The sequence below is a fragment of the Aminobacter aminovorans genome, assembly GCF_900445235.1.
In the GTDB taxonomy this organism is placed as follows: domain Bacteria; phylum Pseudomonadota; class Alphaproteobacteria; order Rhizobiales; family Rhizobiaceae; genus Aminobacter; species Aminobacter aminovorans.
The window spans coordinates 2,277,818-2,304,653 of sequence record NZ_UFSM01000001.1 but is presented as its reverse complement, the minus strand read 5'-3'; the positions used below and the strand labels follow the sequence as shown (position 1 = coordinate 2,304,653).

At 63.8% G+C, this 26,836-nt stretch carries 27 protein-coding genes; 15 read left to right on the top strand and 12 right to left on the bottom strand.

The annotated features are described in order from the left end of the window. Nucleotides 1-25 precede the first annotated feature (25 nt). The 3 genes from DY201_RS11350 to DY201_RS11340 all read left to right on the top strand — a co-directional run bounded on the left by DY201_RS11350 (nucleotide 26) and on the right by DY201_RS11340 (nucleotide 3,047). Nucleotides 26-1,648, top strand: coding sequence for an ABC-F family ATP-binding cassette domain-containing protein (locus tag DY201_RS11350; protein WP_115731287.1), 1,623 nt, complete (start codon nucleotides 26-28; stop codon nucleotides 1,646-1,648). 113 nt (nucleotides 1,649-1,761) lie between these two features. Next, nucleotides 1,762-2,352: a VOC family protein gene (locus DY201_RS11345; RefSeq protein WP_115731286.1), complete on the top strand. Its 591-nt coding sequence runs from the start codon at nucleotides 1,762-1,764 to the stop codon at nucleotides 2,350-2,352. A gap of 17 nt (nucleotides 2,353-2,369) precedes the next feature. Further along, complete coding sequence (locus DY201_RS11340) at nucleotides 2,370-3,047, top strand: glutathione S-transferase family protein (RefSeq protein WP_115731285.1); 678 nt, start codon at nucleotides 2,370-2,372, stop codon at nucleotides 3,045-3,047. A 70-nt stretch (nucleotides 3,048-3,117) separates the two neighbouring features. Here DY201_RS11340 and DY201_RS11335 read toward each other — a convergent pair whose 3' ends face one another. The 4 genes from DY201_RS11335 to DY201_RS11320 all read right to left on the bottom strand — a co-directional run bounded on the left by DY201_RS11335 (nucleotide 3,118) and on the right by DY201_RS11320 (nucleotide 5,693). Beyond that, entirely contained in the window at nucleotides 3,118-3,819 is a 702-nt protein-coding gene (locus DY201_RS11335; RefSeq protein WP_115731284.1) for an outer membrane protein, read from the bottom strand. Between the two features lie 161 nt (nucleotides 3,820-3,980). Continuing rightward, entirely contained in the window at nucleotides 3,981-4,271 is a 291-nt protein-coding gene (locus DY201_RS11330) for an HlyU family transcriptional regulator (protein WP_115731283.1), read from the bottom strand. A gap of 104 nt (nucleotides 4,272-4,375) precedes the next feature. Next, a complete protein-coding gene (locus tag DY201_RS11325) occupies nucleotides 4,376-4,669 on the bottom strand; it encodes a GYD domain-containing protein (RefSeq protein WP_115731282.1) in 294 nt (97 codons plus the stop codon). A 130-nt stretch (nucleotides 4,670-4,799) separates the two neighbouring features. Then, complete coding sequence (locus tag DY201_RS11320; protein WP_115731281.1) at nucleotides 4,800-5,693, bottom strand: AraC family transcriptional regulator; 894 nt, start codon at nucleotides 5,691-5,693, stop codon at nucleotides 4,800-4,802. Nucleotides 5,694-5,849: 156 nt separating this feature from the next. Between DY201_RS11320 and DY201_RS11315 the strand changes: the two genes are divergently transcribed. Next, nucleotides 5,850-6,680, top strand: a complete 831-nt coding sequence (locus tag DY201_RS11315) for an N-acyl homoserine lactonase family protein (RefSeq protein WP_245431970.1) — start codon at nucleotides 5,850-5,852, stop codon at nucleotides 6,678-6,680. A gap of 30 nt (nucleotides 6,681-6,710) precedes the next feature. Here the strand turns inward: DY201_RS11315 and DY201_RS11310 are convergent, their stop codons facing one another. Together DY201_RS11310 and DY201_RS11305 are read right to left on the bottom strand one after the other, a co-directional pair. Then, the gene (locus tag DY201_RS11310) at nucleotides 6,711-7,187 is read right to left on the bottom strand and encodes a GNAT family N-acetyltransferase (RefSeq protein WP_172582924.1); all 477 of its coding nucleotides are present in this window, start codon (nucleotides 7,185-7,187) and stop codon (nucleotides 6,711-6,713) included. A gap of 84 nt (nucleotides 7,188-7,271) precedes the next feature. Next, the gene (locus tag DY201_RS11305; protein ID WP_115731279.1) at nucleotides 7,272-7,883 is read right to left on the bottom strand and encodes a LysE family translocator; all 612 of its coding nucleotides are present in this window, start codon (nucleotides 7,881-7,883) and stop codon (nucleotides 7,272-7,274) included. Between the two features lie 235 nt (nucleotides 7,884-8,118). Between DY201_RS11305 and DY201_RS11300 the strand changes: the two genes are divergently transcribed. Together DY201_RS11300 and DY201_RS11295 are read left to right on the top strand one after the other, a co-directional pair. Next, the gene (locus tag DY201_RS11300; protein WP_115731278.1) at nucleotides 8,119-8,388 is read left to right on the top strand and encodes a DUF2798 domain-containing protein; all 270 of its coding nucleotides are present in this window, start codon (nucleotides 8,119-8,121) and stop codon (nucleotides 8,386-8,388) included. Between the two features lie 306 nt (nucleotides 8,389-8,694). Next, the gene (locus DY201_RS11295; protein WP_165915843.1) at nucleotides 8,695-10,863 is read left to right on the top strand and encodes a right-handed parallel beta-helix repeat-containing protein; all 2,169 of its coding nucleotides are present in this window, start codon (nucleotides 8,695-8,697) and stop codon (nucleotides 10,861-10,863) included. Nucleotides 10,864-10,906: 43 nt separating this feature from the next. On the opposite strand, the gene DY201_RS11290 is transcribed toward DY201_RS11295, so the two are convergent. Next, entirely contained in the window at nucleotides 10,907-11,524 is a 618-nt protein-coding gene (locus tag DY201_RS11290) for a TetR/AcrR family transcriptional regulator (protein ID WP_115731276.1), read from the bottom strand. 143 nt (nucleotides 11,525-11,667) lie between these two features. On the opposite strand from DY201_RS11290, the gene DY201_RS11285 reads away from it, so the two are divergent. The 3 genes from DY201_RS11285 (at nucleotide 11,668) to DY201_RS29455 (ending at nucleotide 13,488) form a co-directional block, all read left to right on the top strand. After that, on the top strand, nucleotides 11,668-12,366 hold the full coding sequence (locus tag DY201_RS11285; protein ID WP_115731275.1) for a PspA/IM30 family protein: 699 nt from the start codon (nucleotides 11,668-11,670) through the stop codon (nucleotides 12,364-12,366). 52 nt (nucleotides 12,367-12,418) lie between these two features. After that, a complete protein-coding gene (locus tag DY201_RS11280; protein ID WP_115731274.1) occupies nucleotides 12,419-12,679 on the top strand; it encodes a YiaA/YiaB family inner membrane protein in 261 nt (86 codons plus the stop codon). Nucleotides 12,680-13,185: 506 nt separating this feature from the next. Further along, a complete protein-coding gene (locus tag DY201_RS29455) occupies nucleotides 13,186-13,488 on the top strand; it encodes a methyltransferase family protein (protein ID WP_245431969.1) in 303 nt (100 codons plus the stop codon). A gap of 3 nt (nucleotides 13,489-13,491) precedes the next feature. Here the strand turns inward: DY201_RS29455 and DY201_RS11270 are convergent, their stop codons facing one another. Both DY201_RS11270 and DY201_RS11265 read right to left on the bottom strand, forming a co-directional pair. Continuing rightward, nucleotides 13,492-13,749 carry a putative hemolysin gene (locus DY201_RS11270; protein ID WP_115731273.1) on the bottom strand — a complete coding sequence of 86 codons (258 nt, stop codon included), beginning with the start codon at nucleotides 13,747-13,749 and terminating at the stop codon, nucleotides 13,492-13,494. A gap of 120 nt (nucleotides 13,750-13,869) precedes the next feature. After that, nucleotides 13,870-14,952, bottom strand: coding sequence for a citrate synthase (locus tag DY201_RS11265; protein ID WP_115731272.1), 1,083 nt, complete (start codon nucleotides 14,950-14,952; stop codon nucleotides 13,870-13,872). Between the two features lie 75 nt (nucleotides 14,953-15,027). On the opposite strand from DY201_RS11265, the gene DY201_RS11260 reads away from it, so the two are divergent. Further along, a complete protein-coding gene (locus DY201_RS11260) occupies nucleotides 15,028-16,233 on the top strand; it encodes a citrate synthase family protein (RefSeq protein WP_115731271.1) in 1,206 nt (401 codons plus the stop codon). 73 nt (nucleotides 16,234-16,306) lie between these two features. After that, complete coding sequence (locus tag DY201_RS11255; protein WP_115731270.1) at nucleotides 16,307-16,693, top strand: DUF1801 domain-containing protein; 387 nt, start codon at nucleotides 16,307-16,309, stop codon at nucleotides 16,691-16,693. Between the two features lie 317 nt (nucleotides 16,694-17,010). Here DY201_RS11255 and DY201_RS11250 read toward each other — a convergent pair whose 3' ends face one another. Further along, nucleotides 17,011-17,352, bottom strand: a complete 342-nt coding sequence (locus DY201_RS11250) for a TetR/AcrR family transcriptional regulator (protein WP_115731269.1) — start codon at nucleotides 17,350-17,352, stop codon at nucleotides 17,011-17,013. 281 nt (nucleotides 17,353-17,633) lie between these two features. On the opposite strand from DY201_RS11250, the gene DY201_RS11245 reads away from it, so the two are divergent. Continuing rightward, nucleotides 17,634-18,089, top strand: coding sequence for a class I SAM-dependent methyltransferase (locus DY201_RS11245; RefSeq protein WP_131922258.1), 456 nt, complete (start codon nucleotides 17,634-17,636; stop codon nucleotides 18,087-18,089). Nucleotides 18,090-18,241: 152 nt separating this feature from the next. Further along, on the top strand, nucleotides 18,242-18,886 hold the full coding sequence (locus DY201_RS11240) for a DUF930 domain-containing protein (protein ID WP_115731267.1): 645 nt from the start codon (nucleotides 18,242-18,244) through the stop codon (nucleotides 18,884-18,886). A 92-nt stretch (nucleotides 18,887-18,978) separates the two neighbouring features. Here the strand turns inward: DY201_RS11240 and rpoD are convergent, their stop codons facing one another. Further along, a complete protein-coding gene (gene rpoD, locus DY201_RS11235) occupies nucleotides 18,979-21,003 on the bottom strand; it encodes an RNA polymerase sigma factor RpoD (RefSeq protein ID WP_115731266.1) in 2,025 nt (674 codons plus the stop codon). Between the two features lie 325 nt (nucleotides 21,004-21,328). Further along, nucleotides 21,329-23,284 (bottom strand): DNA primase, encoded by a 1,956-nt coding sequence (dnaG, locus tag DY201_RS11230; RefSeq protein WP_115731265.1) that lies wholly within the window; start codon nucleotides 23,282-23,284, stop codon nucleotides 21,329-21,331. A 352-nt stretch (nucleotides 23,285-23,636) separates the two neighbouring features. On the opposite strand from dnaG, the gene DY201_RS11225 reads away from it, so the two are divergent. Then, entirely contained in the window at nucleotides 23,637-25,301 is a 1,665-nt protein-coding gene (locus DY201_RS11225) for a Na/Pi cotransporter family protein (protein ID WP_115731264.1), read from the top strand. Nucleotides 25,302-25,496: 195 nt separating this feature from the next. Further along, nucleotides 25,497-26,657 carry an amidohydrolase gene (locus tag DY201_RS11220; protein WP_115731263.1) on the top strand — a complete coding sequence of 387 codons (1,161 nt, stop codon included), beginning with the start codon at nucleotides 25,497-25,499 and terminating at the stop codon, nucleotides 26,655-26,657. The last annotated feature ends 179 nt before the right edge of the window (nucleotides 26,658-26,836 follow it).

Here is a 26,836-nt window from a genome sequence, read left to right as displayed (position 1 = left end):
ACCAATCTTCTGGGTCCTACAAAACATGATTCGTCTCGAAAACATCGGTAAGCAGAACGGCAAGCAGCTCGTCTTTATCGAGGCCTCGGCGGCCCTGCAGAAGGGCGAGAAAGTCGGCCTCGTCGGCCCCAATGGCGCCGGCAAGACGACCCTGTTCCGCATGATCACCGGGCAGGAACAACCCGACGAGGGTCAGGTCTCGGTCGACCGCGGCGTCACCATCGGCTACTTCAGCCAGGATGTCGGCGACATGGCGGGCCGCAGCCCCGTTACCGAGGTGATGGACGGCGCCGGTCCGATCAGCGAACTGATCGCCGAGATGCGCGAGCTGGAAGCAGCGATGGTCGATCCCGATCGCGCCGACGAGATGGACCAGGTCATCGAGCGCTACGGCGAAGTGCAGGGCCGCTTCGAAGAACTCGACGGCTATTCGCTCGACGGCCGCGCCCGCGAGGTGCTCGACGGTCTCGGTTTCTCCCAGGAGATGATGGACGGTGACGTCGGCGCCCTTTCCGGCGGCTGGAAGATGCGCGTGGCGCTCGCCAAGATCCTGCTGATGCGTCCCGACGCGCTTTTGCTCGACGAGCCGAGCAACCATCTCGACCTGGAAAGCTTGATCTGGCTGGAAGCCTTCCTCAAGAACTATGACGGCGCGCTTTTGATGACCTCGCACGACCGCGAGTTCATGAACCGCATCGTCAACAAGGTCGTCGAAATCGACGGCGGTTCGCTGACTGCCTATTCTGGCGACTACGAATTCTACCAGCAGCAGCGTGCATTGGCCGACAAGCAGCAGCAGGCCCAGTTCGAACGCCAGCAGGCGATGCTGGCCAAGGAAATCGCCTTCATCGAACGCTTCAAGGCGCGCGCCTCGCACGCCGCCCAGGTCCAGAGCCGGGTCAAGAAGCTCGACAAGATCGACAAGGTCGAGCCGCCCAAGCGCCGCCAGACCGTGTCGTTCGAATTCCAGCCGGCGCCGCGCTCGGGCGAAGACGTGGTCACGCTCAAGAACGTGCACAAGAGCTATGGCTCGAAGACCATCTATGAAGGCCTCGACTTCCAGGTCCGCCGCAGGGAACGGTGGTGCATCATGGGCATCAATGGCGCCGGCAAGTCGACGCTGCTGAAGCTTGTCGCCGGTGCCTCCACCCCCGACAACGGCACCGTGGCGCGCGGCCCGAGCGTCAAGATGGGCTATTTCGCCCAGCACGCCATGGACCTGCTCGACGGCGACCGCACCGTGTTCCAGCAGCTCGAAGACACCTTCCCCCAGGCTGGCCAGGCGCCGCTGCGCGCGCTCGCCGGCTGCTTCGGTTTTTCCGGCGACGAGATCGAGAAGAAGTGCCGCGTTCTGTCAGGTGGCGAAAAGGCTCGCCTGGTCATGGCGATCATGCTGTTTGATCCGCCCAATCTGCTGGTGCTCGACGAGCCGACCAACCATCTGGATATCGCCACTAAGGAAATGCTCATCACCGCCCTGTCGCAGTATGAGGGCACCATGCTGTTCGTCTCGCACGACCGCCACTTCCTCGCCGCCCTCTCCAACCGCGTGCTCGAGCTCACCCCCGACGGCATTCACACCTATGGCGGCGGCTACACCGAGTATGTCGAGCGCACCGGCCAGGAAGCCCCCGGCCTCCGCAGCTGACCAGCCACCTGCCATCAGGGCATCGGACCGGCGCGACACCGGTCCGGGCAATCCTCTCGATCTATTGCTTGTGACCGGGCTTGTGCGACACTGCTGCCAACGGAGGATGGCACATGCGAAAACTCCAGGCACAAGGCGTACACCACATCACCCTTGTCGGCGCTGATCGGAACAGCTCGATCGACTTCTGGGAAGGCCTGCTCGGCATGCCTTTCATCTTCGAGCAGCCCAATCTCGACAAGGCCAGCGAGAGCCACCTTTATTTCGATCCCGGCGACGGTCGCCTCATCACCATCTTCACCGACGAGAACCGCAAGCCCGACCCGAAGCGGACGCCGACAGACATCGGCTGCGTGCATCACATTGCCTTCGCAGTCTCCAGAGTGACATTCCTGCAGGCCGTCGAACGCCTCGACGAGCGCGCCATCGAGCACAGCGGCGTCAAGGATCGCGGCTTCATGGATTCGATCTATTTCGAAGATCCGCTCGGGCTGCTGATCGAACTCGCCTCTTACCGGTTCGAGCCGCCGGCGGGCCACACCCATGCCGACGTGCTGATGGAGGCTCACAAGGTCAGGGTCGCCCGCGGCGACTACAACATCGCCGAAGTTCATTTGGCGGACGCTATCGAGGCGCTCACCGAGCGCAGCCGTGCGACCTTATCGGCCGGGCGCGAACCCAAGGACCCTTATCGCAACAACTGAAGCTGGGAGAAGCTGATATGGCCGACATCAAGCTCAACGTCATCAAGCCAAGCGTCAACAACATGAGCGCGCGCGTGTTCCTGCGTGCCTCGGGTCTCGGCTTCACCGAAAACGACGTCTACGGCCAGACCCGGACGCCCGAGTATCTTGCAGCATGCCCAGCCCATCTCACGCCGATGATCGAAACCTCCGAATTGCCCAACGGCGTGTTGTGGGAGAGCTGCGCCATCATGCAATATCTCTCCAACAAGCACGGGCTGGAGAACCTCTACCCCAGGGATCCGATGATCGACAGCGCCATGTTCTATCTCATCGGCACGTTCTATCCGTATCTGGCGCGCGCCACCTACCCGGCCCTCAACTTCCCGCAATATCCGGGTGAGGTCGGCCACAGCGACGCCGATGCGCCGACCAAGGAAAAGGCGCGCCAGGCCGCCGTCGAAGCTCTCGCCGAGCCCCTCGACGTGTTCCGCTCCTTCTACATTAAGGACAGGCCCTTCATTGGCGGCGACCGGCCGTCCATCGCCGACATCAGGCTTGCCGCGACCCTGGAGTTCCTCGCCGTCATCGACTATCCGCTGCCGAGCTGGGCAAAGGACTATGTCGCGGCAATGGAGAAATCGCTCGGCGATGCCTACACCGAACCCGCCAACGACGTGCGTGGCTACATCGGCTATGTCAGGTCGCTTGGCTAGGCTTGACGACACCCAAGAACAAGTAACCCCGGCACAAGGCCGGGGTTTCTGATGGTGAAGCAATGACGCCTCAGAACTTGTAGTTCAGGCCGATCTTGATCGCGTGCACGTCGAAATCGCCTTCGTAGGTGCGGAAGGCCACGGGATCGTTCACGGCAACGTCGCCCGAGAAGCGATAGAACTGATACTCGCCCTTGACCGACCACTTGTCGTTCAGGGCATGCTCGACACCACCGCCGATCGTCCAGCCGGTCAGCGTCTCGGATCCGCGTGCGTTGAAAATGGCCGGATCATCATAGTCATTCATTTCAAGCCTGGTGAAGCCAATGCCGCCCTTGGCATAGAGCAACGTACGGTCAAATGCATAGCCTGCACGGCCGGTAATGCTGGCGAGATATGTAAACTCGGTTTCATTGTAGCCGCCGTTATCCGTGCCAGCGGGGAAGATGTTGATCCTGGAACTACCGTCGGCCCAGGAATAGGACAGATCGCCCTCGAGGCCGAGGACGAACGAGCCCCACTGGTAATTGTAGCCGATCTGGGCGCCCAGCAGTCCGCCTTGCGCTTCAGGATAGGCTGTCTCGAACCGAACCCCCGCTGCATCCGGATAGGGACCATCGCCGCTGCCCCAGGCATAGCCGCCATGGACGCCGGCGTAGAAACCGGTCCAACTGTAGGCCGAAACCACAGGATCGGAGGCCACCGCGTCAGCCGCCAGGCCGGCGCCGGTTGCGGCGAGGAGAATGGTCGATGCGAGAAGAACGGATTTCATGAGCGTCCCCAGAATCTGATGTGAACACCCTAGGGTTTCATGAAAATGATGCGCAAGGCAGGATCGCGATTACCTGGCATGCATTGCGACAGCAAGTTGCATTAGGGCAACATGATGGAACGACATCGAGGCGAACGAAACCTGGTCGAAGACACCCGGCCTCAGCCGAACATGCGCTCGCCCTGCTCGTCGACGAGCTGGCGCCCCTTGGTCAACGACACTTCCACGGCATCATCGAGGGCTGCGAAACGGTCGGCACGGATGAACTTGTGTTCCTTGACGACACCATTGACATCCTTGGAAACGATGCCGCAGGTCTGGAACTGGCCGCCTTCCTTGTAGGGCATCGCCTTGATGGCAAAACCCTTGTATTCGATCTCCTTGGCCACCGCTGGCGCCTGCGTCTCGGCCGCCCCGCCGCCACCGCCAAATAGCCTCTTCAGAAACGACATCTGGTTCTTCCCGTTGTTTTTCCGAAGCTTAGACGCTTGTCCTGATTCAGTCGAGGCGTTTCGGCCTGGGCGCAGGCGCCATGCCTGCGCCCGGCACCAGGCAGCTAGCCCATCGAGGCAATGATCTCGCGATAGGCCAGTTCGGGGAAGGCTTTCAGCGTGCGCGTCCTGATGTTGCCGCCCTGTCCGAGGATCAGCGCAAAGCGCGCCACCACCGCATCGTCGGGGGCTTCGGCAACCGCCACCATGTCGTATTCGCCCATGGTCAGGTAGAACTGCTTGAACGATCCGCCCATGTCGCCGAGCAGCTTCTTGGCCGCATCGAGCCGTTTGGGCGATGACCGCACGTCGCGTACGCCCTGGTCGGTCCAGTTGATCAGCATGATGTATGTCGTCAAGGCACACCTCCCTCCGGTGCCACGGAGCACGGCGTACTGCCGGGGCGGGCATCCGGGTCCATCGCCCTCAAATGCATCCACGGAGAGGCAGTATCCTCCCCTGTCGGGCTTCCGGCAAGGCTGGGCGCGATCAGCTCGGCTGCACTGGCCGGCGCAGCCGGACTTGCGCGGGAGAAGCGCCATAGACCGCCTGGAAGCGGCGGGCGAAATGCGACCTGGAGGCATAGCCGGCGGCATCGGCCGCATCGGTGATATTGCCTTCGCCGCGGACCAGCATCTCATGCGCCAGCTGCATCCTGGCCGATGCCTGGACGCGGCGCAGCGAAGTGCCTGCCTCGACGAGCTTGCGCCGCAGCGTCGAGGCGCCGACACCGAGTTCGCGCCCGATCTCTTCCGCCGTCCAGCGCTTCGCCGGCGCACGCGCGACCAGCCATGCCGCGCGTTCGGCCAGCGACTGCGCAAACAGCGGCTGCGCCACAGGCATCTTCCTGAGCAGAATGAGCACTTCGGCCAGGCGATGCTCGGCCAGCGTCGCCGCATGATCGGAACCACTGAGCGAAATTGCGGCATGGCCGAGCGCATCGACGAGTTCCTGAGACAGCGGCACACGCAGGTCGAAGCCGGCACCAGGACGGGCAGCGCCCGGTATCTCCTGCAGCCATTTCGGCACCTGGGTGATCTCGACCAGCAGCGACTCGTAGAGGCCGCTCGTCTCAGAAGGAATGTTGACCGCGTCGAACGGCGTACCCGCCGGCAGCACGAACACATCGCCTGCCACGAAACGCTGGCCGGCATCGCCGAGCCAGAACTCCTTTTCGCCGCTCAGCACGATGCCGATCCTCGGCATTTCCGAAACCACGCTGGCGAGCCGCTCGCGTTCGATGCAGCAATAGCTGAACAGCTGGCGGGCGAATGTGTGCAGGCCGGGGCCCCGCGCCGTGCGGCTCGACATCGCCAGCGGCCGCAACAGCTGCAGCAGCCGTTGCGATAATGAGCTTTGGGCGTCTTCGACAGGATTGAGCATGCCGGCACTGTAGCGCCTGCCATTGCGCTGTCGACTTCACTTTGAGCGTTTCGGGCACATATGCCGCCATTTTCAGGCACGCCTCCGCCGTGCCCATAGATCATTTTGGTGCGGCGCCGGCACTCGACGCCGCAGCCGCATTCAAGGAGATCCACCGTGAAAACAGGACAGTATCTGCTGGTCGCAATGCTGGCACTGCCGGCAATCGGCGCCGCACAGGCCGCAGACACCGAACTCTGGCGTCTCGATTGCGGATCGATCAAGATCAGCGATCTCTCCGCATTTTCCGACACGCTGCGCTATCAGGGCGAAGAACGCACGCTGACCGACAGCTGCTACCTGATCCGCCACGACGCATCCTACATGCTGTGGGACGCCGGCCTGCCGGCAGCGCTCCTCGGGGCATCGCAAGTCGGCGGCGGCATGAAGCCAAGCCTTGCGACGACGATCAAGGACCAACTGTCCAGGATCGGCGTAGCGCCTGAGAAAATCGAAACCATAGGCATCAGCCACAACCACTTCGACCATGTCGGCCAGGCAACCGATTTCCCGCAGGCCAGGCTGCTGATCGGCAAGGCCGACCTGGATGGCTTTCGGGCCGAGCCGCCGGCTTTCGCCGTCGACCCGTCGCTGGTCAGCCCATGGATCGACGGCAAGGCGCCGGTCGAAGCAGTCGAAGGCGACAAGGACGTGTTCGGCGACGGTTCCGTTGTCATGCTGTCGACACCCGGCCACACCCATGGCAGCCATTCGCTGCTTGTCAGGCTCGCCAGCAAGGGATCCGTGCTGCTGAGCGGCGACACCGTGCATTTCGAAGAGCAGTTCGACAATAACGGCGTGCCGCCCTTCAACGCCGATCGGGCGCAGTCGCTGGCGTCGATGGACAGGATTCAGGACATGGCCAAGGCACTCAACGCGACGCTCGTCGTCCAGCACGACGCCAATGACATCGCCAAGCTGCCCGCCTTCCCGGCCAGCGCGAACTAGAAGAAAGCGGCGCTGCTTCCCCTGATCCGCTCAGGCGGAAGCAGCGGCCACGCGCAGCTGCTTTTCCATGAACACGCTGAGCGGGTCCTCGCGGTAGTCGCCGAAGGGACCGCGACGGACGAAGCCCTTGCGCTCGTAGAGCGCGAGCGCCTCGTGATTGTCGATGCCGGTTTCCAGACGCAAGAGCGAATGGCCGGCATCGAGCACCCGAGCCTCGAGGTCGGCGAGAACCGCTTTCGAAATGCCCTTGCCTCTGGCTTCGGGCACCACCCACATGCGCTTCAACTCGGCAAAGCCGTCCGCCAACGCGATGGCCCCGGTTGCAAGCGCCGTGCCCAGCTCATCGCGAGCGACGACGAAGCGGACATTTGCGGCGCGTAACGCATCCAGCGGCAGGAAGTGGTTGCTTTCCGCCGGATAGAGCGACGCACCATAGGCATCGCCCGCTTCCAGCAGCGCGATCACATCTGGCTTGGCGGGATCTTCCAGGGCAATGCGCAACTGCATGTCGTCAGGCTCGGCTCCAAATCTCGTCGAGCCCGACTAAAGCGCAGCCGCAGCAGCCGGGCAACCCGGCCGACAGGGCCAATTTCAGCGTTCCGTCAGGGCCAGCTTGGCGCCGAGCATGACAAAGGCAGCGGCGAAGGTGCGCCGCATCCAGGTCATGACACGCGGGCTGCCCGTGACCTTGTCGCGCACGGCGGCGGCGCACAGGCCATAAATGGCGAAGATGACGAAGGTCGCCAGCATGAACACGCCGGACAGTTCCAGCATGCGCCCAAGCACATTCGCTTCGTTCGGCGCGATGAACTGCGGCAGGAAGGCGACGAAGAAGATCGACAGCTTCGGGTTCAGGACATTGATCAGGATGCCGTCGACCAGCACTTGCCAGGCGCTGCGCGGGTCGGCATTCGCCTCGACCTTGAGCGCGCCATGCTCACGCAGGCTCTGCCAGGCCATGTAGAGCAGGTATGCGACGCCGGCATATTTGACGATCTCGAACAGCAGCGCGCTGGTATGCAGCAGCGCGGCAAGGCCGGTCAGAGCAGCAATCAGATGCGGCACGATGCCGAGCGTGCAGGCAAAGGCCGCAAGCACGCTCGCCTTGCCGCCGCGCGACAGTCCCGCCGCCAGCGTGTAGACGACACCCGTGCCCGGCGATGCGACGATGATCAACGTGGTCAGCAGGAATTCGATCGACACTGGCGTCCTCCCTCAAGGCATAGCGACCATAGTGCAAGACGACATCAGGCAAAAGCCACCCGAAAAGCTACAGCTGACACCGTTGCATTCTGATGCAGCTGAAGCTATCCAGGAAGCGTTGCGCCCAGCGCATGCCGTAAGCGTCTCACGTCAAGCAACGCATTCAACCGGTCGTGACCGGGAGGAATGCCGTGACTTGCACCCTCGTGATCGACCGCTTCCAAAGAGTAATCTTATGAGCTTACGTTCCAACCCCCGCGCGCGCAGCAAACTGCCCGCGCGCTACGCCGCCATTATCATGCCGCTGGTCCTGTCGGTGCTGATGTCGTCGGTCGTTTCCGCCATCTCGACGCTGAAGAGCCTCGGGCCGACACCGGCCTTCCTGTCGACTTGGCCCGCCGCCTGGGCGCTGTCCTGGCTGGTCGCGTTTCCGACGCTGCTTCTGGTCCTGCCGCTGGTCAGGCGTATCGTGGCACTTGTCGTTGCGGCACCGCCGGCCAGTTAGCTGCGAACCGCACCGGACGGCATAAGCTGCTGCCCGGCGCGCCTGACTGGCCCAATGGAAAGCCAATTTGCCGCAGCACGCGACGACAACCGGCTTGGCCGCTGCTGCGGCCGGCAGCTGCCCCAACGTCCACAGCCGTTTCCAACAGACGCACGCCCGCGACGACCTAAATTAGCTTCAACGCATTGGAAAAAAAGGAAAAATGTCGTCAACAGATGGCACCGTGGAATCTCCAATATAATCTGGACTCTTTTATTCAGGTATAATAGCTCACCGGTGTTCAATCGGAAATTTGAAGTACCTGCCATGAAATTCCCAAGCCTGTTTGCAGTGACGCTGGCCTCCGGCACCGCCCTCTCGACCTGCGCCTTTGCGCAAGCCCAGCAGCCGATCCTCGAGCTTGAAGGCAACCTCGCCTACGGCCACGGCAATGGCGGCATCGGCATCTTCATGCCGTTCCTGCTCGACAGCGGCAACGGTGTCTTCTTCGACGCCAGCGGCCATTTCGTCGAAGGCTCGGCACGGCAGGCCTCGTTCGGCATGGGGTACCGCCACCGCCTCGAAGGTGGCTGGCTGCTCGGCGGCTATGGCTATCTCGACGTCTTCAACAGCGAACATGGCAACACCTTCAGTCAGCTGTCCTTCGGCGTCGAAGCACTCGGCCCGGTCTATGAAGCGCGCGCCAACGTCTATCTGCCGCTCGGCGACGACAAGGTTGCAGCAGGCCTGAGCCACGCCTTCATTTCCGGCAGCGAGCTCAAGTTCCAGGCCGGCCGCGAATTCGCCCGCACCGGTGCCGACACGGAAGTCGGCATGCGCCTACCCGTGTTCCCCGAAGGCATGAATGCCGAGATGAAGATCTTTGGCAGTGCCTATTGGTATGACGGCGCACGCCGCCTCGACGACACGCTGGGCGTCAAGGCACGCACCGAGGTCAGCTTCTCCGGCCTGCCCGGTGTCGCAGGCTCGACGTTGGCGCTCGGCGCGTCGGTTTCCTACGACAACGAGGACCGCACAGAATTCGGCCTCACCGCGCGGCTGCGCGTGCCACTGGGCGGATCGAGCCGCGCCGGCAAGGCCGCTTTCGATCCGATGTTCCAGCGTGTCGAACGCTCGGACTTCGTCCGCACACATGCCGACGGTCACGGCGTCATCGAGGCGGCCGAGTTCGTCCATGGTGGCCAGGCGGTCGGCAAGGTCGTTTCGATCTCATCGGCTACGGGCGACGCCGCAGCCATCAACGCGGCACTCACCACCGCCGGCACCAACGCGCTGGTGCTGGCCAATGGCGGCATGTCGGTTACCCAGACACTGCAGCTCGGCGCCGGCCAGCATATGGTCGGCGGTGGCGGATCTATCGCCGTGCGTGGCGCGAACAGCCGCATCCAGGCGGCGTTCCGCAACAGCGGCGCGATCGCTGCTCTGAACGGTGCCAACCCGGCCGTCAACGTCGTCAGCATGGGTACCGGCAGCGAAATCGCAAGACTGGCAATCACCGGCGGCCTTGCCGGCATAGCCTCCGACGGAGCATCGGACATCGCGATCAGCGGCGTCGACATCTCCCGTACCGCCGGCGACGGCATCCGCCTAGACAACGTGACCGGCGCCACGATATCGGGCGCCAACATCCACGACCTCTACATCTGTAACAGCAACACCAATTGCGAGTTCGCGGTCGGCCGGCCTAATCGCGCGCCGCACGCCGCCATCGCCGCGCTCGGCACCAACGGGCTGACCGTCCGCGATACGGTGATCGACAGCGTCACCTATGGCATCTTCGCCGGTAGCCGCATCGACCAGAGCGACTGGCCCGAGGTGATCACCCATGCCGCCAGCGACATCACAATCGACAACGTCAAGATCAGCAAGTCACGGCGCGAAGGCATCCTGCTCGTCGCCGCCAACGACGTGACCATGAACAAGGTCACCGTCGACAATTCCGAACAGGGCCTAGACATGGACCTGGTGGTGCTCCAGGGCACCTCCAACGTCTCCATTACCGACATGACCTTGAAGGGCGGCATCAACGGGCTGATGCTCGTCACCGCCTCGACCCTGCCTGAGAATGCGGTGACGGCCAACGTCAGTGTTCGCGGGCTGACCATCGACGGCACCCGCAACGCCGGCATCTTCCTGAACCCGGTCTCCGGCATCAGCTTCAAGGATGTCACCATCACCAATGCCGGCACCTATGGCGCCTACATCTATGGCAGCGAGTGGGACTTCCTTGGCGGCCCGGTCAAGAACATCGACTTCGGCAACATGCGCGTCGAAGGCGCAAGCAGGGCAGGTCTCTACTTCTCCGGCCCTGCCGAAAACATCCGCGGCGATATCACCGTCGTCGGCACACCGCTCAACTGCCTTGCCGATCAGGGCGCATGGTCGGGCACGTCGCTGACCCAGAACGGCGGCTCGGTGCTCAAGCTCAACGGCACGGCGCTTGAAGCCAGCAAGCTGAAGACCACGTGCAAGTGACCCATTCGACCCGCGCGGCATCAGTCGCGCGGGTCTCCTCCCGTCAGCCGCTTGTCTGCTGTCTGAGGCCAGCGACGAAGGTCGTCACCAGAAGCGTGACCTGCTCCGACACGTCCCCTCGCCTGCCCTCGATGTCTTCCGTCGCATAACCGACTGTCACGATGCCATGCACGCTTGACCACAGGGCATGAGCCGCCGTTCCTCTCCGTCGCGGATCGGTTATCAGCCCACTCCTTTCCAGTATATCGGCGATCAGCATGAAGCTGCTCGAAAGCCGCTCCTCATATGCCCTGGTGTCCTCAGAGGGCGGTCCGGCAAGGCCTGTGGCCAGAAGTGACTGCCAACTGCCGGGATTGTCGCCGACGAAACGCTGATAGACCCCGGCGAGTGCCAGCAGCAGCCGGACCGGATCTGTCGCGCCCTGGCGCTCCAGATCGCCGAGCACCTGCTTGCCGGCCGTATCAAGCCTTTCCAGCAGCCGCGTATTGACCGCCCGCAGGATGGCGGTCATGTCGCCAAACAGATTGTAGATCGAGCCGACCGCGATCCCCGCCTCGCTGGCGATCGTGCGCGCCTGCAGCTTGGCAGCTCCCCCCTCGTTGAGCAGCCGCTCGGCAATGCCGAGCACCCGCTCCTTCGTCTCGTTGCGATCCAGCGCCATCTCGTTTCCCGCCTGTGTTGAAGGCCCGCCTTGCCATCCAGATAGCACGACACCGCCAAAATGAACATCGTTCAAAATACCGCTTGAACAATGTTCATTTTGTGGTAGTCTTCAAATATGAACAATGTTCAAGGGAGGAAAGCATGATAAGAAATGTCTTCAAGTCGTTGCTGGCGGTGGCCGGAGCCAAGGCTGAAGCCGGCCTTGAAAACCGCTTTGCCATCGACCTGCTCGAACAGCATATCAGGAATGCCCAGTCCGGCCTGAGCGCCGCCAAGCAGACCCTGGCGACGATCGTCATCAGGCATAGGGGAGAACAGGCGGCCCTCTCGCGCCTTGCCCAGCGCCTCAGTGACCTCGAACAGCGCACTGCCAGCGCCCTTCATGCCGGCGCCAATGAATTGGCGCATGACGGCGCGACCGTCATCGCCGAACTGGAGAACGAACGCGCGGTTCGCCAGGCGACGCTCTCAGCGCTGGAGCAACGGATCACCCGCATGCGGCTCTCCATCGAAAAGGCCCATGCCAAGATCATCGACCTCAACCAGGGCCTGATTTCGGCCAGGGCGCTCGACGCGGAGCATAGCGCCCAGCGCGGCCTCAACCGCTCGCTCGGTGGCTCTAAAGGCTTCAAGGAGGCGGAGGCTCTCATTGCCCGCATCCATGACCGCAGCGATCCGCTGGAGGAAGCCTTCGTCATCGATGCCATCGACGACGAGCTGAGCGGTGATGCTGTCCGCACGAGACTGGCGAATGCCGGCCACGGCCTGCCCGTCAGGGTCGACGCGACCCAGATTCTTCAGCGTCTCGCAGCCACGACAGAAATCTCGCCGACCAATTGATCCCGCAATCTCTTCAACCCCGTAGTCGCACCAACCAAGGAGGAACACCATCATGAGCCCGAACCAGACCTACATCCTGTTCAACGCTGCTTCCGTCGCCGTCGCCTACTTCATGCTCGCCCTGTCCCTTTGGCTGGCGCCGGTCGATCTCTCCACCAAGGGCTACTGGGGCATGGGCGTACTGCTGCTTACCGGCGCCCTCGTCAACCTGGTCAAGTACCGCATGGACGACCGCCTCGCCGCCGAACTGACAGCCAAGATCGAAAAGGCCCGCAACGAAAAGCTGCTCAGCGAATATGTCGGCAAGGAATGACCTTCTACCGGACCCGCGGCATATGTCGCGCGGACCGGAAGCTTGAACCTCCCTAGCACGGTCCGCGCGGCGCATGTCGCACGGACCGCACTTGCATTCGGCTTGGCACTTCCCGCAAAAGTTAGAGAGGATTGCACCTGGGACATCGAAAACAATGCCCTGTTTCAAAAATGCTCATCCTTGGCGTGGCCGGCGCGGCTGTCAGCCTCGGGCTCGCGATCCTCGGCGCGGGTGGCTTCGCGGCCTTCTTCTCAAATCACGCCCGCACCGAACCGCAGTTCTGACCGTCGTCCTGATGACAGCAGCCCTGGTTAGCGGCGCCAATCTCAGCTCGGGCTAGCAGGAGGACCGCGCCAATCACTGGGTGTTGCCGGCGCTCGTCATCGTCGGCCATCTCAGTGCCTTCCTGCCTGCTCGCAGCGACCGCTTTGGCATCTGGACCATGGCGGCGAAACGATCCGCTGGTTCGGCGTCTTACTGTTTGCCGCCGGCGGCGTGCTCAGGCTGTGGCCGTTCTTCGTCCTCGGCAGCCGTTCAGCGGTCTGGTCGCCATCCAAGCCGGGCACAGGCTGTTCACCTCGGGCATCTATGCGCTCCTCCGCCATCCCACCCATCTCGGCCTGCTGGTCAATGCGCTCGGCGGGGCACTTGTCTTCCGCTCGGGCGTGGGTGTCGTCCTGGTTTGCCTCACCCTGGTGCCGCTGGTCGCCCGCATCCTGTCCGAGGAGCGGCTTCTGCGTGGCCACTTCGATGCAGAATACGCCGACTACGCCAGCCGCACCTGGCGGTTCGTGCCGGGCCTGTATTGAGATCTAGTCCTTCGGCGCCACGCATTTCTTGTCACGGAACAGCGCCCATTCCTCGCAGATGCTGCCGTCGGGCATGCGACAATAGCCGGTCTCGTTGCCGGCGGCGTCCTTGCGGATCTCGAGCTTGCCGCCGATGTTGCCGCAATGAACAGAGGCCGGGTTGGCCACCCCGATTGGCTTCTGCGCCGGTGCGGCCGCCGCGCCCATCACGACAAGCGAAATGGCCGCAAGTCCAACAAAGCTGGCCACAAGCCGCCGCATCGCACCCTCCTCAAGTTTGCTATCCAATCGCAACTAGAGTTGCGCCAGCCAAAGGCAATTGCCAAATGAAAAAGCCCGGGATGCTGCCCGGGCCTTTCGGAATTGCCGGCAACCGCCGCTTCAGGCCGGCATCGGCCCGGTATAGACCGAGGCCGGCCGCAGCAGGCGGCCGGTGCGCTGCTGTTCCAGCGCATGTGCGACCCAGCCAGCCGTGCGGCCGACAGCAAAGACCGGCGTGAAGGCTTCGCGCGGGATGTTGAGCGCGCCGAGCAGGATCGCGGTGTAGAACTCGACATTGGTGTCGAGACGCCGGCCCGGCTTGGCGCGGGCGAGCGCCTCGCGGGCATAACCTTCGACCTCGGCGGCGAGGCCAAGATCCATGCCTTCGGAGCCCAGCGTGCCCACCGAGCGCTTCAGCACATCGGCGCGTGGATCGCGCACCTTGTAGATGCGGTGGCCAAAACCCATCAGGCGCTCGCCGCGCGCCAGTGCCGCGTCGATCCACGGTGCGATGTTGTCGGCCTTGCCGATCGCTTCCAGCATGTCGAGCACCGGCGCGGGCGCGCCGCCATGCAGCGGGCCCGAAAGCGCACAATAGCCTGCAGTCACCGCCATGAAGAGATCGGCCTGGGTCGAGGCGACGACACGCGCGGCAAAGGTGGAAGCGTTCATGCCGTGGTCACTGACAGTGACGAGATAAGCGTCGAGCGCTGCCGCCTCCGCGTCGCTCGCCGCCTTGCCGCGCATCATCCGCAACATGTCGGCGGCTTGGCCGAGGCTGGCGTCCGGCGCCACGGGCGCGAGGCCTTCGGCGCTGCGCGCAAGAGCGGCCGCCAGAACTGGCATTGCGCCCAGAAGCGCCACCTCGTCGTCGAGCCCCTCCTCCTTGTCGATCGCGGCGATCGCCGCGCGGAAGCCGGCGCCGAGCACCAGGCCTTGGGTTGCGGGCAGAATCTTGTCGAGTCGCGCAAAGGCACGGACACGTGCGTGGCCAAGCTTCGCCCTCAATTCATCAGCGGCCGTTTCCTTGCCGGCTGCCGAAAGCAGACGGGCGGCGGCACCTTCGAAATCGGTCTCGGCGGCCAGTTGCGCGACGCGGCTGCCGGCGATGATCAGTTCGCCACCCTCGCCGTCGACATGGGAAAGTGCCGTCATGGCCGCGGTCACGCCGTCCAGTCCGGCGGTGGTCTGATGAAGTGTCATGGGGCTTGCTCCTTGCTGCACTGCAGAAGGATGCCGCTCTTTTCATATTGATCAATCTTGATTAGCTTGATCAATATGAAAAAAGCCTCCGAACCGCTCTATCTCTCCGCCCGCGAGGCCGCAGGCGAGCTCGCCGTCTCGCCGGCTACACTTTATGCCTATGTCAGCCGCGGCCTGATCCGCTCCGAACCATCCGATGACGCCCGCGCCCGGCGCTACCGCGCCGACGACGTCCGCGCCCTTCTGGCACGGCGCGCTCCGGCAGGCCTCGCCAGCGCCGGCGAGACCGAGGCGCCGGTTCTCGATTCCGCCATCTCGACGATAACAAGCGAAGGCTCTGTCTATCGCGGCGTCCAGGCGGTGGCGTTGGCCGAACATGCGACGCTGGAACAGGCGGCGACGCTTTTGTGGGACATGAACGACGCCGATCCGTTCGTCGCCACCAACATGCCTGTCGTCAGCGACACCATGCGCGCGGTGGCATCGGTCACCACGGGTGAGGCGCCCATCCCTCGCGCCATCGCCATGCTGGCGCTGGCCGGCGGCAACGATTCACGCGCCTTCAACCGCTCGCGCCAGGGCCGCGTCGAGGTCGGCGCCCGTGCCGTTCGTCTGCTCACCTCAGGCATCCTCGGCACCACGCCATCGCCCGCGCCGATCCATCTGCAGGTGGCGAACGCCTGGGCGCCGGGCAATCCGCATGCCCAGGCGATTTTCCGCCGCGCGCTGGTACTGCTTGCCGACCACGAGCTCAACCCTTCGACATGGACGGTGCGTTGCGCAGCTTCGACCGGGATCAACCTTTACGACGCGTTGATATCAGGCCTGGTCGCGCTGAAAGGCCCCAGGCATGGCGGGGCCGGACCGCTGGCCGCGCATATGGTGGCCGATTTCGCCGCCACCGACGTCGCCGCCAACATCCGCGAGCGCGTCGCAATCGGCGACCGCATCCCCGGCTTCGGCCACACCGTATACCGCGACGGCGACCCGCGGGCCGACAGCCTGCTATCGGCCCTGGCCGAGGCGGGCGCCGACAGGCGCCTCGCCGTCGAGGCGCCGACGCTGATCACCGAAGCCACCGGCCTGCATCCCAACATCGACTATGCGTTGGCAGTGATGGTGCGCATGTTCGGGCTGCCTATCGGCTACGAGACGGCGTTCTTCGCCATCGCCCGCTCCACCGGCTGGGTCGCGCACGCCATCGAGCAGCTGACGTCAGGCGTGCTGATCCGCCCCCGCGCCCGCTATGTCGGGCCGGCACTTGGGCGTGGCGGCAGCTAGCCTGAACGTGGCACACCATATGGCGCAGCCAGCACGTTCGGGATAGCGTCGCGGCCTGGGGGAGAACAGCCAGATGATGCGCAAGGAAGTGCCGGTGGAGAGCCCCGAGGCCTATGTCGCGGCCTTAAGCGGCTGGCGCCGTGACATCGTCGAGGCCTTGCGGACTGCCGCCCGCGCCGCTGGCGATCCCGACGCGCGCATCAAATGGGGACACATCGTCTGCTTTTCCAACGGACCCGTGCTCCTCATCCGCGCCGAGGAAGCTCGCGTGCTGTTCGGCTTCTGGCGCGGCAAGCGGCTGCGCGGCACCGAGCCAGGGCTGAAAGCCGGCGGCAAATATGAGCTTGCCACCATGGAGTATCGCGAGAGCGACACGGTCGACACAGCACTCGCCGAAAAGCTGATCCGGGAAGCCGTGCGACTGAATGCCGAGCTTGGCGACCCGACGAAGGGCAGCTAGAAGAATTCCAGGAAACCTGCGCAGCGGTATTCCGTCCGGAACTGGGCAAACAATTTAGCCAGCGATGCCGAGGTAGCCTGCAACCGCCCGGCGCAACCGCGCCTGCAGATCGTCGAAATCGCGCCGGTCCGGACAGCCGCGTCGACGATGCCTCACGACAGCGACATCAGGTCGAACGCCGTCCGCTCCGGCTGGTAGATGCCGTGCTTGCGCTGGACGCCGACGACGAGTTCGCGCATGTCCGCCTTCAGCGCCAGCGTCTCCTCGTCCAGCTTGAGTTCGAGTTCCTCGCACTCCAGCGCCTGCGCCAGCGCCGGTCACCTGAGATGATCGACAGCGTGCGCGATCCCCATGCCTGCGGCACCGACGAAATCCGCCAGCATCTCCTGCCGCATCTGCCGCACCAACTCGGCCAGTATCGCCTCCTTCGCCGGGAAGTATTGGTAGAGCGTGCCGACAGAAACACCCGCCAAGGCAGCGACATGATTGGTGGTGAGTCCCTTGCTGCCCGACGTCTCCAAAATGCGAGCAGCCGCCTCCAGGATCGCAGCACAAGTGACCGCACTACGCTCTTGCCGCGGCGTCTTGCGAGGCACCCGCTCGTTGCGCGAACAGTGCCGCGCGGCAAAGCTGCCGATCCAGGTCAGCGAAGCCGTCATGACGCTGGTCGACACCACGCTGTCGCGCGCCGGCCCGCGCCGCCGCCGACGTCATCGCAGGCGTCGAACGCGGCCTCGACGAGATCTGGATCGAAAAGACGACGTTTTTGCGCCTCGTCCATCGGCTTTCGCCCGAGCTTTCCTGCTGCATCATGCGCGACCGCTGACCACTTACGCCAAAAGCCGGGACCCGCAAGAATGACCGAATTCAACGCATTCGCTGCCCAGCTGTTACGCAGGCCCCGTCAGGTGTCTGCGCTTGCCCCCTCGTCGCCGACGTTGTGCCAGCTCATGGCCGGCCAGCTCCCGCGTTGGGCACGGCGGGCCGCCGAATCGGCAACATCACCCGTGAGATCCTGAGGCTCGGCATCGCCCCCACCGACCTCTACGAGGTCAACCCGGTCTTCTGCCGGATGCTGCTCGACCGCCATCTCGATGTGACGGTCTTCGACGAGCCCGCCGAGAAGCTGGCAGCGTCCGGCCCCCAGCACGTTGATGCCGTCGTCTCGGGCTTGCCGCTGCTGTCGATGACGGCCAGCCAGCAGCAGGCGATCGTGTCCGCTGCCTTTTCGCGGCTCGGGCCCGACGGTGTCCACATCCAGTTCACCTATGGCCTGTTCTCGCCGCTGCGCCGCGGCGTAGCCGAAAGCCTCGGCCTGGAGTTCACGCGCTCGCCCCGTGTCTGGCGCAACGTGCCGCCGGCGGTCGTCTACGTCTACCGGCGCAAGCGCAACTAGGCAGTCATGCCCCAAGGAAGCCCGGGACACGCCCGGGCTTTTTCGTTTCTCGGCTATCGAGGAGAACGCGCCGCCCGCAACCGATGCCCGGCGCGCCGCAATGGCGCCATAGTGACAGGCGAACCAACCGGCTCCATCAGAAAGCCGGTCGCATGATGCCTGCCGCAAAACTGGATCCCAGCTGGCCCGTCTCCGTGGCGCTACATGCCCTGCTGCTGGCGGTCATCGTGCTGTTGCCCCGGCCACAGCCATTCAGGGTGCCAGCTGATGAGGCGGTGCCGGTCGAACTGGTCACGCCGACGCCCGAGCCAGTCCAGCTGCAGCGCCAGCCGGAGGCTCCCGTCACCCCGCTTGCGCCGGCCACCACGGTCACGCCAAGGCCCGAGGCTCCCGCAGCGCAGCGCCCTGCCATGGTCACTGCGCACAGCTTCTACGCAGCAAAGCTGCTCGCCGACCCGCGCAGCCGCCGCGCCAGGCAGGCCCTCGCCACCTTTGCCCCCGACGAACGCACCATCCAGCTCTGTAACATCGAAGCCATGGAGCAGATCCATCGCTGGAGGGCCGAGCTCCGCCCCGATCTCGTCGTCCCCTATGCAACGAGCAATCTCAGGATCGATGGCGGCTCGATTCATGCAGAGGGTGGGGCATTCCGCGCCAGCGGCCGCTGGTACGGCGTGACGTTCTCTTGCGACGTCGCCGAAGGTACAGTCTCTGCCTTCGCATTCAGCGTCGGCGAGGCAATTCCCGAGGCCAGATGGGCCGAATACAATCTCGTAACAGGTACCCCGGAAGATTAGCCTCTGAACGAAAAAGCCCGGCCGGAGCCGGGCTTTTTTAACAATGCCGATGCGGTCAGATGTCGAGGAACGACCGCAGCTTGCTGTTTTGCTTAGCTGTCCAGGAAGCTTCTCAGCTTCCTGGAGCGGCTCGGGTGCTTGAGCTTGCGCAGCGCCTTGGCCTCGATCTGACGGATACGTTCGCGGGTGACCGAGAACTGCTGGCCAACCTCTTCGAGCGTGTGGTCCGTGTTCATGCCGATGCCGAAGCGCATGCGCAGCACGCGTTCCTCGCGCGGGGTCAGCGAGGCGAGCACACGCGTGGTGGTCTCGCGCAGGTTCGCCTGGATCGCCGCGTCGATCGGCAGGATCGCCATCTTGTCTTCGATGAAATCGCCGAGGTGCGAATCTTCCTCGTCGCCGACAGGCGTTTCGAGCGAGATCGGCTCCTTGGCGATCTTCAGCACCTTGCGTACCTTCTCGAGCGGCATGGCGAGCTTTTCGGCCAGTTCTTCCGGCGTCGGCTCGCGGCCGATCTCGTGCAACATCTGGCGCGAGGTACGGACAATCTTGTTGATCGTCTCGATCATGTGCACCGGAATACGGATGGTGCGGGCCTGGTCGGCGATCGAACGCGTGATCGCCTGCCGGATCCACCATGTCGCATAGGTCGAGAACTTGTAGCCGCGGCGGTACTCGAACTTGTCGACGGCCTTCATCAGGCCGATGTTGCCTTCCTGGATCAGATCCAGGAACTGCAGGCCGCGGTTGGTGTACTTCTTGGCGATCGAGATGACGAGACGCAGGTTGGCCTCGACCATTTCCTTCTTGGCGATCGCTGCCTCGCGCTCACCCTTCTGGACCTGGTTGACGATCTTGCGGAATTCCAGGATCGAGATCGCCGTTTCGGTTGCGAGGTTCTGGATCTCGGCGCGTAGGTCTCGGATCGCGTCCTTCTCGTTCTTGGTGAACTCCTTCCAGCCGCGGCTGGACAGGTTGGCGATCGAACGGGTCCAGTTCGGGTCGAGCTCGGAACCCTGATATTCCTTCAGGAACTCGTCGCGGCGTACGCCGTAGCTTTCGGCGAGGCGCAGCAGCTTGCCTTCGTTCTGCACCAAGCGCTTGTTGATGTCGTAGAGCTGCTCGACAAGCGCCTCGATGCGGGCGTTGTTGAGCGACAACGACTTCACGGCCTTGACGAGCTGGTCCTTCAGCTCCTTCAGGCGGCGGTCCTGGCTCGGCGAAAGCGTACCGGCAGCAGCGAGACGGTTCTCGACCTGCTGGTCCTGCAGCTTGCGCAGCTTCTTGTAGGTGTCGGCGATGACGTCGAGGGTTTCCATGACCTGCGGACGCAGTTCCGCTTCCATGGCCGCCAGCGACAGGCTGGCCTCGTCTTCGTCTTCCTCGTCATCCTCGCCACGGGTGTCGCCACCCACATTGGTGATGTCGTCTTCTTCGTCGCCGCCGCGGCGGCGCCCGGCCTTCGGTTCGTCCTTGGGCTTGGCGTCTTCCTCGACGCGCTCGACGATCGGCGCCTGCTTGGCCTCAGGACCGGCATAGGTCGCCTCGAGATCGATGATCTCGCGCAGCAGGATTTTGGCTTCGTTGAGTTCGTCGCGCCAGATGATGATGGCCTGGAAGGTCAACGGGCTTTCGCACAGGCCGGCGATCATCGTCTCGCGGCCGGCCTCGATGCGCTTGGCGATGGCGATTTCGCCTTCGCGCGACAAAAGCTCCACCGAGCCCATCTCGCGCAGATACATGCGCACCGGATCGTCGGTACGATCCGTCGGCTCTTTCTTGGTCGTGGTGGCGGCAACGGCCGTGCCGGTCTGCTCGGCAAGCTCGTTGGCATCTTCTTCGGCATCGCCTTCGGAAGCTTCGGCCTCTTCGCCCTGCTCGTCGTCCTCGACCACGTTGATGCCCATGTCGGAGAGCATCGCCATGGTGTCCTCGATCTGCTCGGAGGTCACTTCCTCCGAGGGCAGCACCGAATTCAGCTCGTCCATGGTGACATAGCCGCGCTTCTTCGCGACCTTGATCATCTTCTTGACAGCGTCATCGGAAAGGTCGAGCAAAGGTCCGTCAGGGGCGCCTTCGCGTTCGGTCTCGACCTCTTCCTTTTCTTTTGTCGCCATTCTTCGCTTTCTCCAGGCGGCCCGTCAGCCGCTTAAACTCTTGGACAGTGCAAATCAGATGCGCTCATCGAACCTGCGCCTGAACTGCCAGTAGCTGCACCTGTGTTAAGTCCAGATTAACCGTGATATCTGTGGCGGAATATCTTCCTGTCCAGTGACAAGTGCCCCAATCCGCATTTTCAGGCCATCGACACGACTGGCGACCTGGCCGCCGGTTAACTTTTTCGAATCGACCTGATTCCGTCATTCCGGCGGAAGGTCAAGCGCCTCTCGCATGATTCGCGCCAAAAAAGCGAATCAATTGCGGGATAATCGGTCCGCAGCGTCAGTTACGACCGCCCCGACCCGAAGACACCCCGAAGCCTTCGATAAGCGCTTCGGTGGCCTGCACGTCGTGAAACTGCGCCTGAACTTCCACCAGATGTCGGTAGTTTTCGTCGGTAGGATCTGTAGCCAGCGCAGCTTCGGCCTGTTTCAGCTCCTTATGTAAGGTGCGGGCGCTGCGGTGCAAGTGCAACGCCTGCGCGAAGGCGTCGCGGGCGTCCTCGATCGCCGCATCCTCCAGTGCCGTCCACTGCCGGGCACGCCGCGCCAGCGTCACCGCCCGTCCCCACATCTCGGCGCAGGAAGCGCGCTCGATCGCCGCCACCACCGCCTCGCGTGTGTTGGCCTCGCCGTGCGCCATCGCATCGATCAGCACCGAATGCAGTTGCTTGAGCTCGCCATGGCTCAAGTCGAGCCGCTCGACATGCTCGAAATTCTCGTCGATCAGCGAGGGGTGGTTGACCAGCGCCACCACAAGAGCCGCCTCGCGCAGCGGCATGCCAGCGGTGCGCTTGACCATTGCCGAGCGCGCCAGGCTTTCCGACACGGCGAGCCGGCCAGCCTGGACACCCGCGCCACCCTTGTTCCACTGGCTGCGCTCGCCGCCACCCTTGTTGAACGAGCCCTTGTTGTACGAGCCCTTGCCGCCGCCCTGCCCTTGCTGGCGGCCGCGCTGGTTGCCGAAGAAACTCAGCACCCTTTCGCGCATTTCCTGCTGGTAGTGATAACGGACGCTCTCGTCCTTGATCCTGCTGGTCAGCTCGCGCAACGTCTTTTCAAGCTCGGCGCGACGCTCCGGCGTGTCGAACACCCCGCCCGACGTCTCACGCATCCAGATCAGCTCGGACAGCGGTCGCGCCGCGTTGAGCACGGTGCGGAACGCCTCCGGCCCTTCCGCCTTGACCAGGTCGTCGGGGTCCTTGCCCTCCGGAAGCAGGGCGAAGCGGGTCGTATGGCCCGGGGCCACCAGCGGCAGCGCCAGGTCGGCAGCGCGATACGCTGCCTTCAGGCCCGCCTTGTCGCCGTCGAAGCACAGCACCGGCTCGCCCGACATGCGCCACAACAGCCCGAGCTGGTTTTCGGTAAGTGCCGTGCCGAGCGGCGCCACGACATTTTCGAAACCGGCCTGGGCCAGCGCGATCACGTCCATGTAGCCTTCGACGGCGATTACCGTCCCGCCCTTCTGCAGCGCCTTGCGGGCACGGGCGAAATTGTAGAGCACGTTGCCCTTGTGGAAGAGCTCGGTCTCCGGCGAGTTCAGGTATTTGGCGGAGATCTCAGCCGACATCGCGCGTCCGCCAAAGGCGATGATACGACCGCGAGAATCCGGAATCGGAAACATGATGCGGTCGCGGAAGCGGTCGTAGGAAACCGGAACGTCCTCGAAGACCGTCAGCCCGCAGGCCTCCATCTGCGCCTTCTCGATGCCTTTGGAGGCGAGGAACTCCTTGAGCGCGTTGCGGCTGTCGGGCGCGAAGCCAAGCCGGAACTGCTGTTGCGTCGTCTGCGATAACCCGCGATCGCGCAGATAGGCGCGCGCCCTCGCCCCATCCGACGTCTGCAGGCGGTCCTCGAAGAATGTGGTCGCCAGCTCCATGACGTCGTGCAGCGAAGAACGTTCGCGTTCACGTCGCTCTTCCTGCGCATCGCGCGCCGGCATCGGTATGCCGGCCATCTCGGCGATGCGCTCGACCGCCTCGGGAAAACTCAGCCCGTCCATCTCGGTCAGGAAGCGGAAATGATCGCCCGTCACGCCACAGCCGAAGCAGTGGTAACGACCCTTGCGGTCCTCGCAATGAAACGACGGCGACTTCTCGCCATGGAACGGGCAGCACGCCCAGAAATCGCCGCGCTGCGTGTTGGTCTTCTTGCGATCCCAGGTCACGCGCTGGCCGATCACGGCCGAAATCGGCACGCGGTCACGTATCTCGCTCAAAAATCCGTCGGAAAAGCGCATCGGGTCCTGCTTGTTTCAAACTGATATAGGCGCTCGCCTCGCCGGACACGACTCCTATTCGTTGCTTGCCCGCGGACATTGCCCGCTGTTCACAGTCTCTCGCCGGCAAGCATCGCTCCAAACATCCGGATTGCGCCGCCCGGCGGTCGCTGTGGAACCTGAATCGAGGCCCCGCGCAACACAATATGGATGATCGCATCTTGCGATCCAGTGCACACGTGTGCAGTATGGACGAAAAATATTATCCGGCTAATCTAAATGGCATGTTCATGACAGTGATTCGCATCCGCGCGCGAACCATCGCGACCGCCTCCCCGACAGCCCCCGGCTGCATGCCCATCGGGTGCTTCCGATGAGCGGTTCCGTTGTCCTTTTGCACCTCGCAGGTGCCGTCGCCCTGCTGTTGTTTGCCACGCGCATGGTGCGCACCGGCGTCGAGCGCGCCTATGGCGACGTGCTGCGCCACAAGCTGCGCAACACCATGCGCAACCCGATCCTCGCCGTGCTTGCCGGCACTGCCTTGGCAATCGCCTTCCAGAGCTCCACTGCGGTCACACTGCTGGTCGGTTCCTTCGCCGGCGCCGGCATCGTCAGCGGCATCGCCGGCCAGCTCGCCGTGCGCGGCGCCGAAATCGGCTCGGCATTGGTCATCAAGATCCTGAGCTTCGACCTGTCGCTGCTGGTGCCATTATGCCTCGTCGCCGGCACGACGATGTTCCTGGCCACCGACAGGCGCAGCTGGCAGCAGACCGGGCGGATCCTTGTCGGCATCGGCCTGCTCGTCTTGTCGCTCGAAATGGTCGGTCAGGCCTCCGAGCCGCTGCGTGAAAGCAAGCTTTTGCCGGTCATCATCGATTACTTCGCCGGCGACCCCATCACCGCCTATCTGCTTGCGGCCATCGTCACCTGGCTGTTCCATTCTTCGATCGCCGCCGTGCTGTTGATCGTCACCCTTGCCGGCCGCGGTTTCGTCCCGCCCGAACTCGGCATTGTGCTGGTGCTTGGCGTCAATCTCGGCAGTTCGATCATTGCCCCCCTGCTCACCCGCAACGCTGAACCCGGCGTGCGTGTCGTGCCAATCGGTAATCTCCTGATGCGCGGCGCCGGCTCGCTGGTCATGCTGGTGGCGTTCCTCTGGATCAAACCCTCGACCGCCTTCCTCGGCTCGACCGGCCCCGACCAGATCATCAACGCCCACATCCTGTTCAACTGCATCATCCTGGTCGCCGGCATTCCACTCGCCAAACTCGTCTACAGCGCCTCGGAAAAGATCGTGGCGCTCGGCACCAAGTCCGATCCCGCCAAGGAGATGGCGGTCGCCGAACTCAGTGCGCTCAACGAAGCCGCCCTCGACGCACCCTCGCAGGCACTCGCCAACGCTACGCGCGAGACCGTACGCGTCTGCGAGACCGTCGAGATCATGCTCCAGCGCATCATCGAGCTCTACGAGAAGCCCGACGCCGACAAGATCAAGGCACTCGCTTCGCTCGACGACCGCGTCGACCGCAAGCATGCCGCGATCAAGCTTTACCTCGCCAAGGCGACGATCCGGCCGATGACCGAAGATGAGGCGCTGCGCTGCCAGGAACTGCTCGGCGCCTGCGTCAAGCTCGAACAGGTCGGCGACATCATCGTCCGCAACATGCTGGCCCATGTGCAGAAGAAACTCGACCGCGGCCTCGAATTCACTCCCGAGGGCTGGCGCGAGCTGACATCCTTCCACGCCTCGGTCATGGCCAACGCCCGCCTTGCCTTCAACGTGCTGGTGTCGCGCGACGCCAACACCGCGCGTCAGCTCGTGCTTGAGAAGGACCGCCTCCGCGACGTCGAGAAGCAGACCAGTCAGAGCCATTTCCTGCGCCTGCGCGACGGCACCATCAAGAGCGTCGAGACGAGCTCGATCCACCTCGATACCATCCGCGACCTCAAGCAGATCAACTCCCTGCTCGCCTCGATGGCCTACCCTGTGCTCGAGGAACAAGGCCTGCTCCGCGGCTCACGCCTCAAGGCAAGCTGAGCGTACGCCTCAATCAGATCGTCATGCCGGAAGCCGAAGCGCAGCGCAGGTTCCGGACCCCGATCAGTGGGCTGCCTGCCGTTAGATGCCCCGTCTCCGTCACGGCGTCGTCATAGCGACTGGCCCCACCAACCGCTCTTGCCTGCCACCGCCAATCCGGCGACGCTGCACCGTCCAGTCCAGGGGATTTGCACAATGGCCACGCTCGACCAGAAAAGCCTCGTCGCCGAGATGACCGTCTGGCGGCGTGACCTGCACGCCCATCCCGAGTTTGGTTTCGAGGAGAAGCGCACCAGCGCGTTCGTTGCTACCCAACTCCGGGCATTCGGCCTCGAAGTCGTCGAAGGCATCGGCGGAACCGGCGTCGTCGGAACGTTGCGACGTGGCAGCGGCAACCGATCAATTGCGCTCCGCGCCGACATGGACGCATTGCGCATCGCCGAGCAGGCCAGCCACGACCATCCCTCGCAGAATCCCGGCGTCATGCATGCCTGCGGCCATGACGGCCACACCGCCATGCTGCTGGGCGCGGCAAAGCTGCTCGCCAGCGACGGCGGCTTCGACGGCACCGTGCGCTTCATCTTCCAGCCGGCGGAGGAATGGGGCAAGGGCGCGCTCGCCATGCTCGACGACGGCCTGATGGCACGTTTTCCCTTCGACGAGATCTATGGTCTGCACAACATGCCCGGCCTGCCGGTCGGCCATTTCGAGACCCGTCCCGGGCCGATCATGTCGGCGGAGGACAATTTCGAGATCCTGCTGCGCGGCCTTGGCGGCCACGCCGCCCGCCCGCATCTTGGCCGCGAAGTGCTGGTTGCCGCCTGCGCGGTCGTCACCAACCTGCAGACCATCGTTTCGCGCCGGCTGAGCCCGGCTGACATTTCGGTGGTTTCGGTCACCGAACTCATCACCGACGGCACCCGCAACGCCCTGCCCGGTTTCGCCTGCATCCTCGGCGATGCCCGAAGCTTCCGCCCTGAAGTGAGCGCCGAGATCGAAAGGCAGATGCGCATCATCGCCGAAGGCACCGCACTCACCCACAACTGCACGGCCGAAGTGACCTACAGCAGAGAGTTCGTGCCGCTGATCAACGACATTGAGGCCACGGCCGCCGCGGTTGAAGCCGCCGCTTCGGTGTTCGCCACGGGCGCGGTCAACGGCAAGGGCGAGATCGTCACCGCCTCTGAGGATTTCGCGCGCTTCCTCGATCACGTGCCCGGCTGCTTCGCCTATATCGGCAATGGCGAGGCCTCGGCGCCGCTGCACAATCCGTCCTTCGATTTCAACGACGATGCCCTCATCCACGGCGTACGCTTCCACGCCGCCATTGCACGCCAGCGCCTGCCGATGACGTGATCTTTCCCAAGTAACGCCGCCGCCCTAGCGGCCCCAGGTGACCTTGTCCGAATCGCGTTCATTGGCGACACTCGACCCAGGCTGTGCAGCCTGCCGCTCGCTCCCCAGGGATTGGCGAACGCACCATAACCTGGTTTTACCCTTGAGGTGACCGTCGGCAATGCGAGCACTGACGCAGT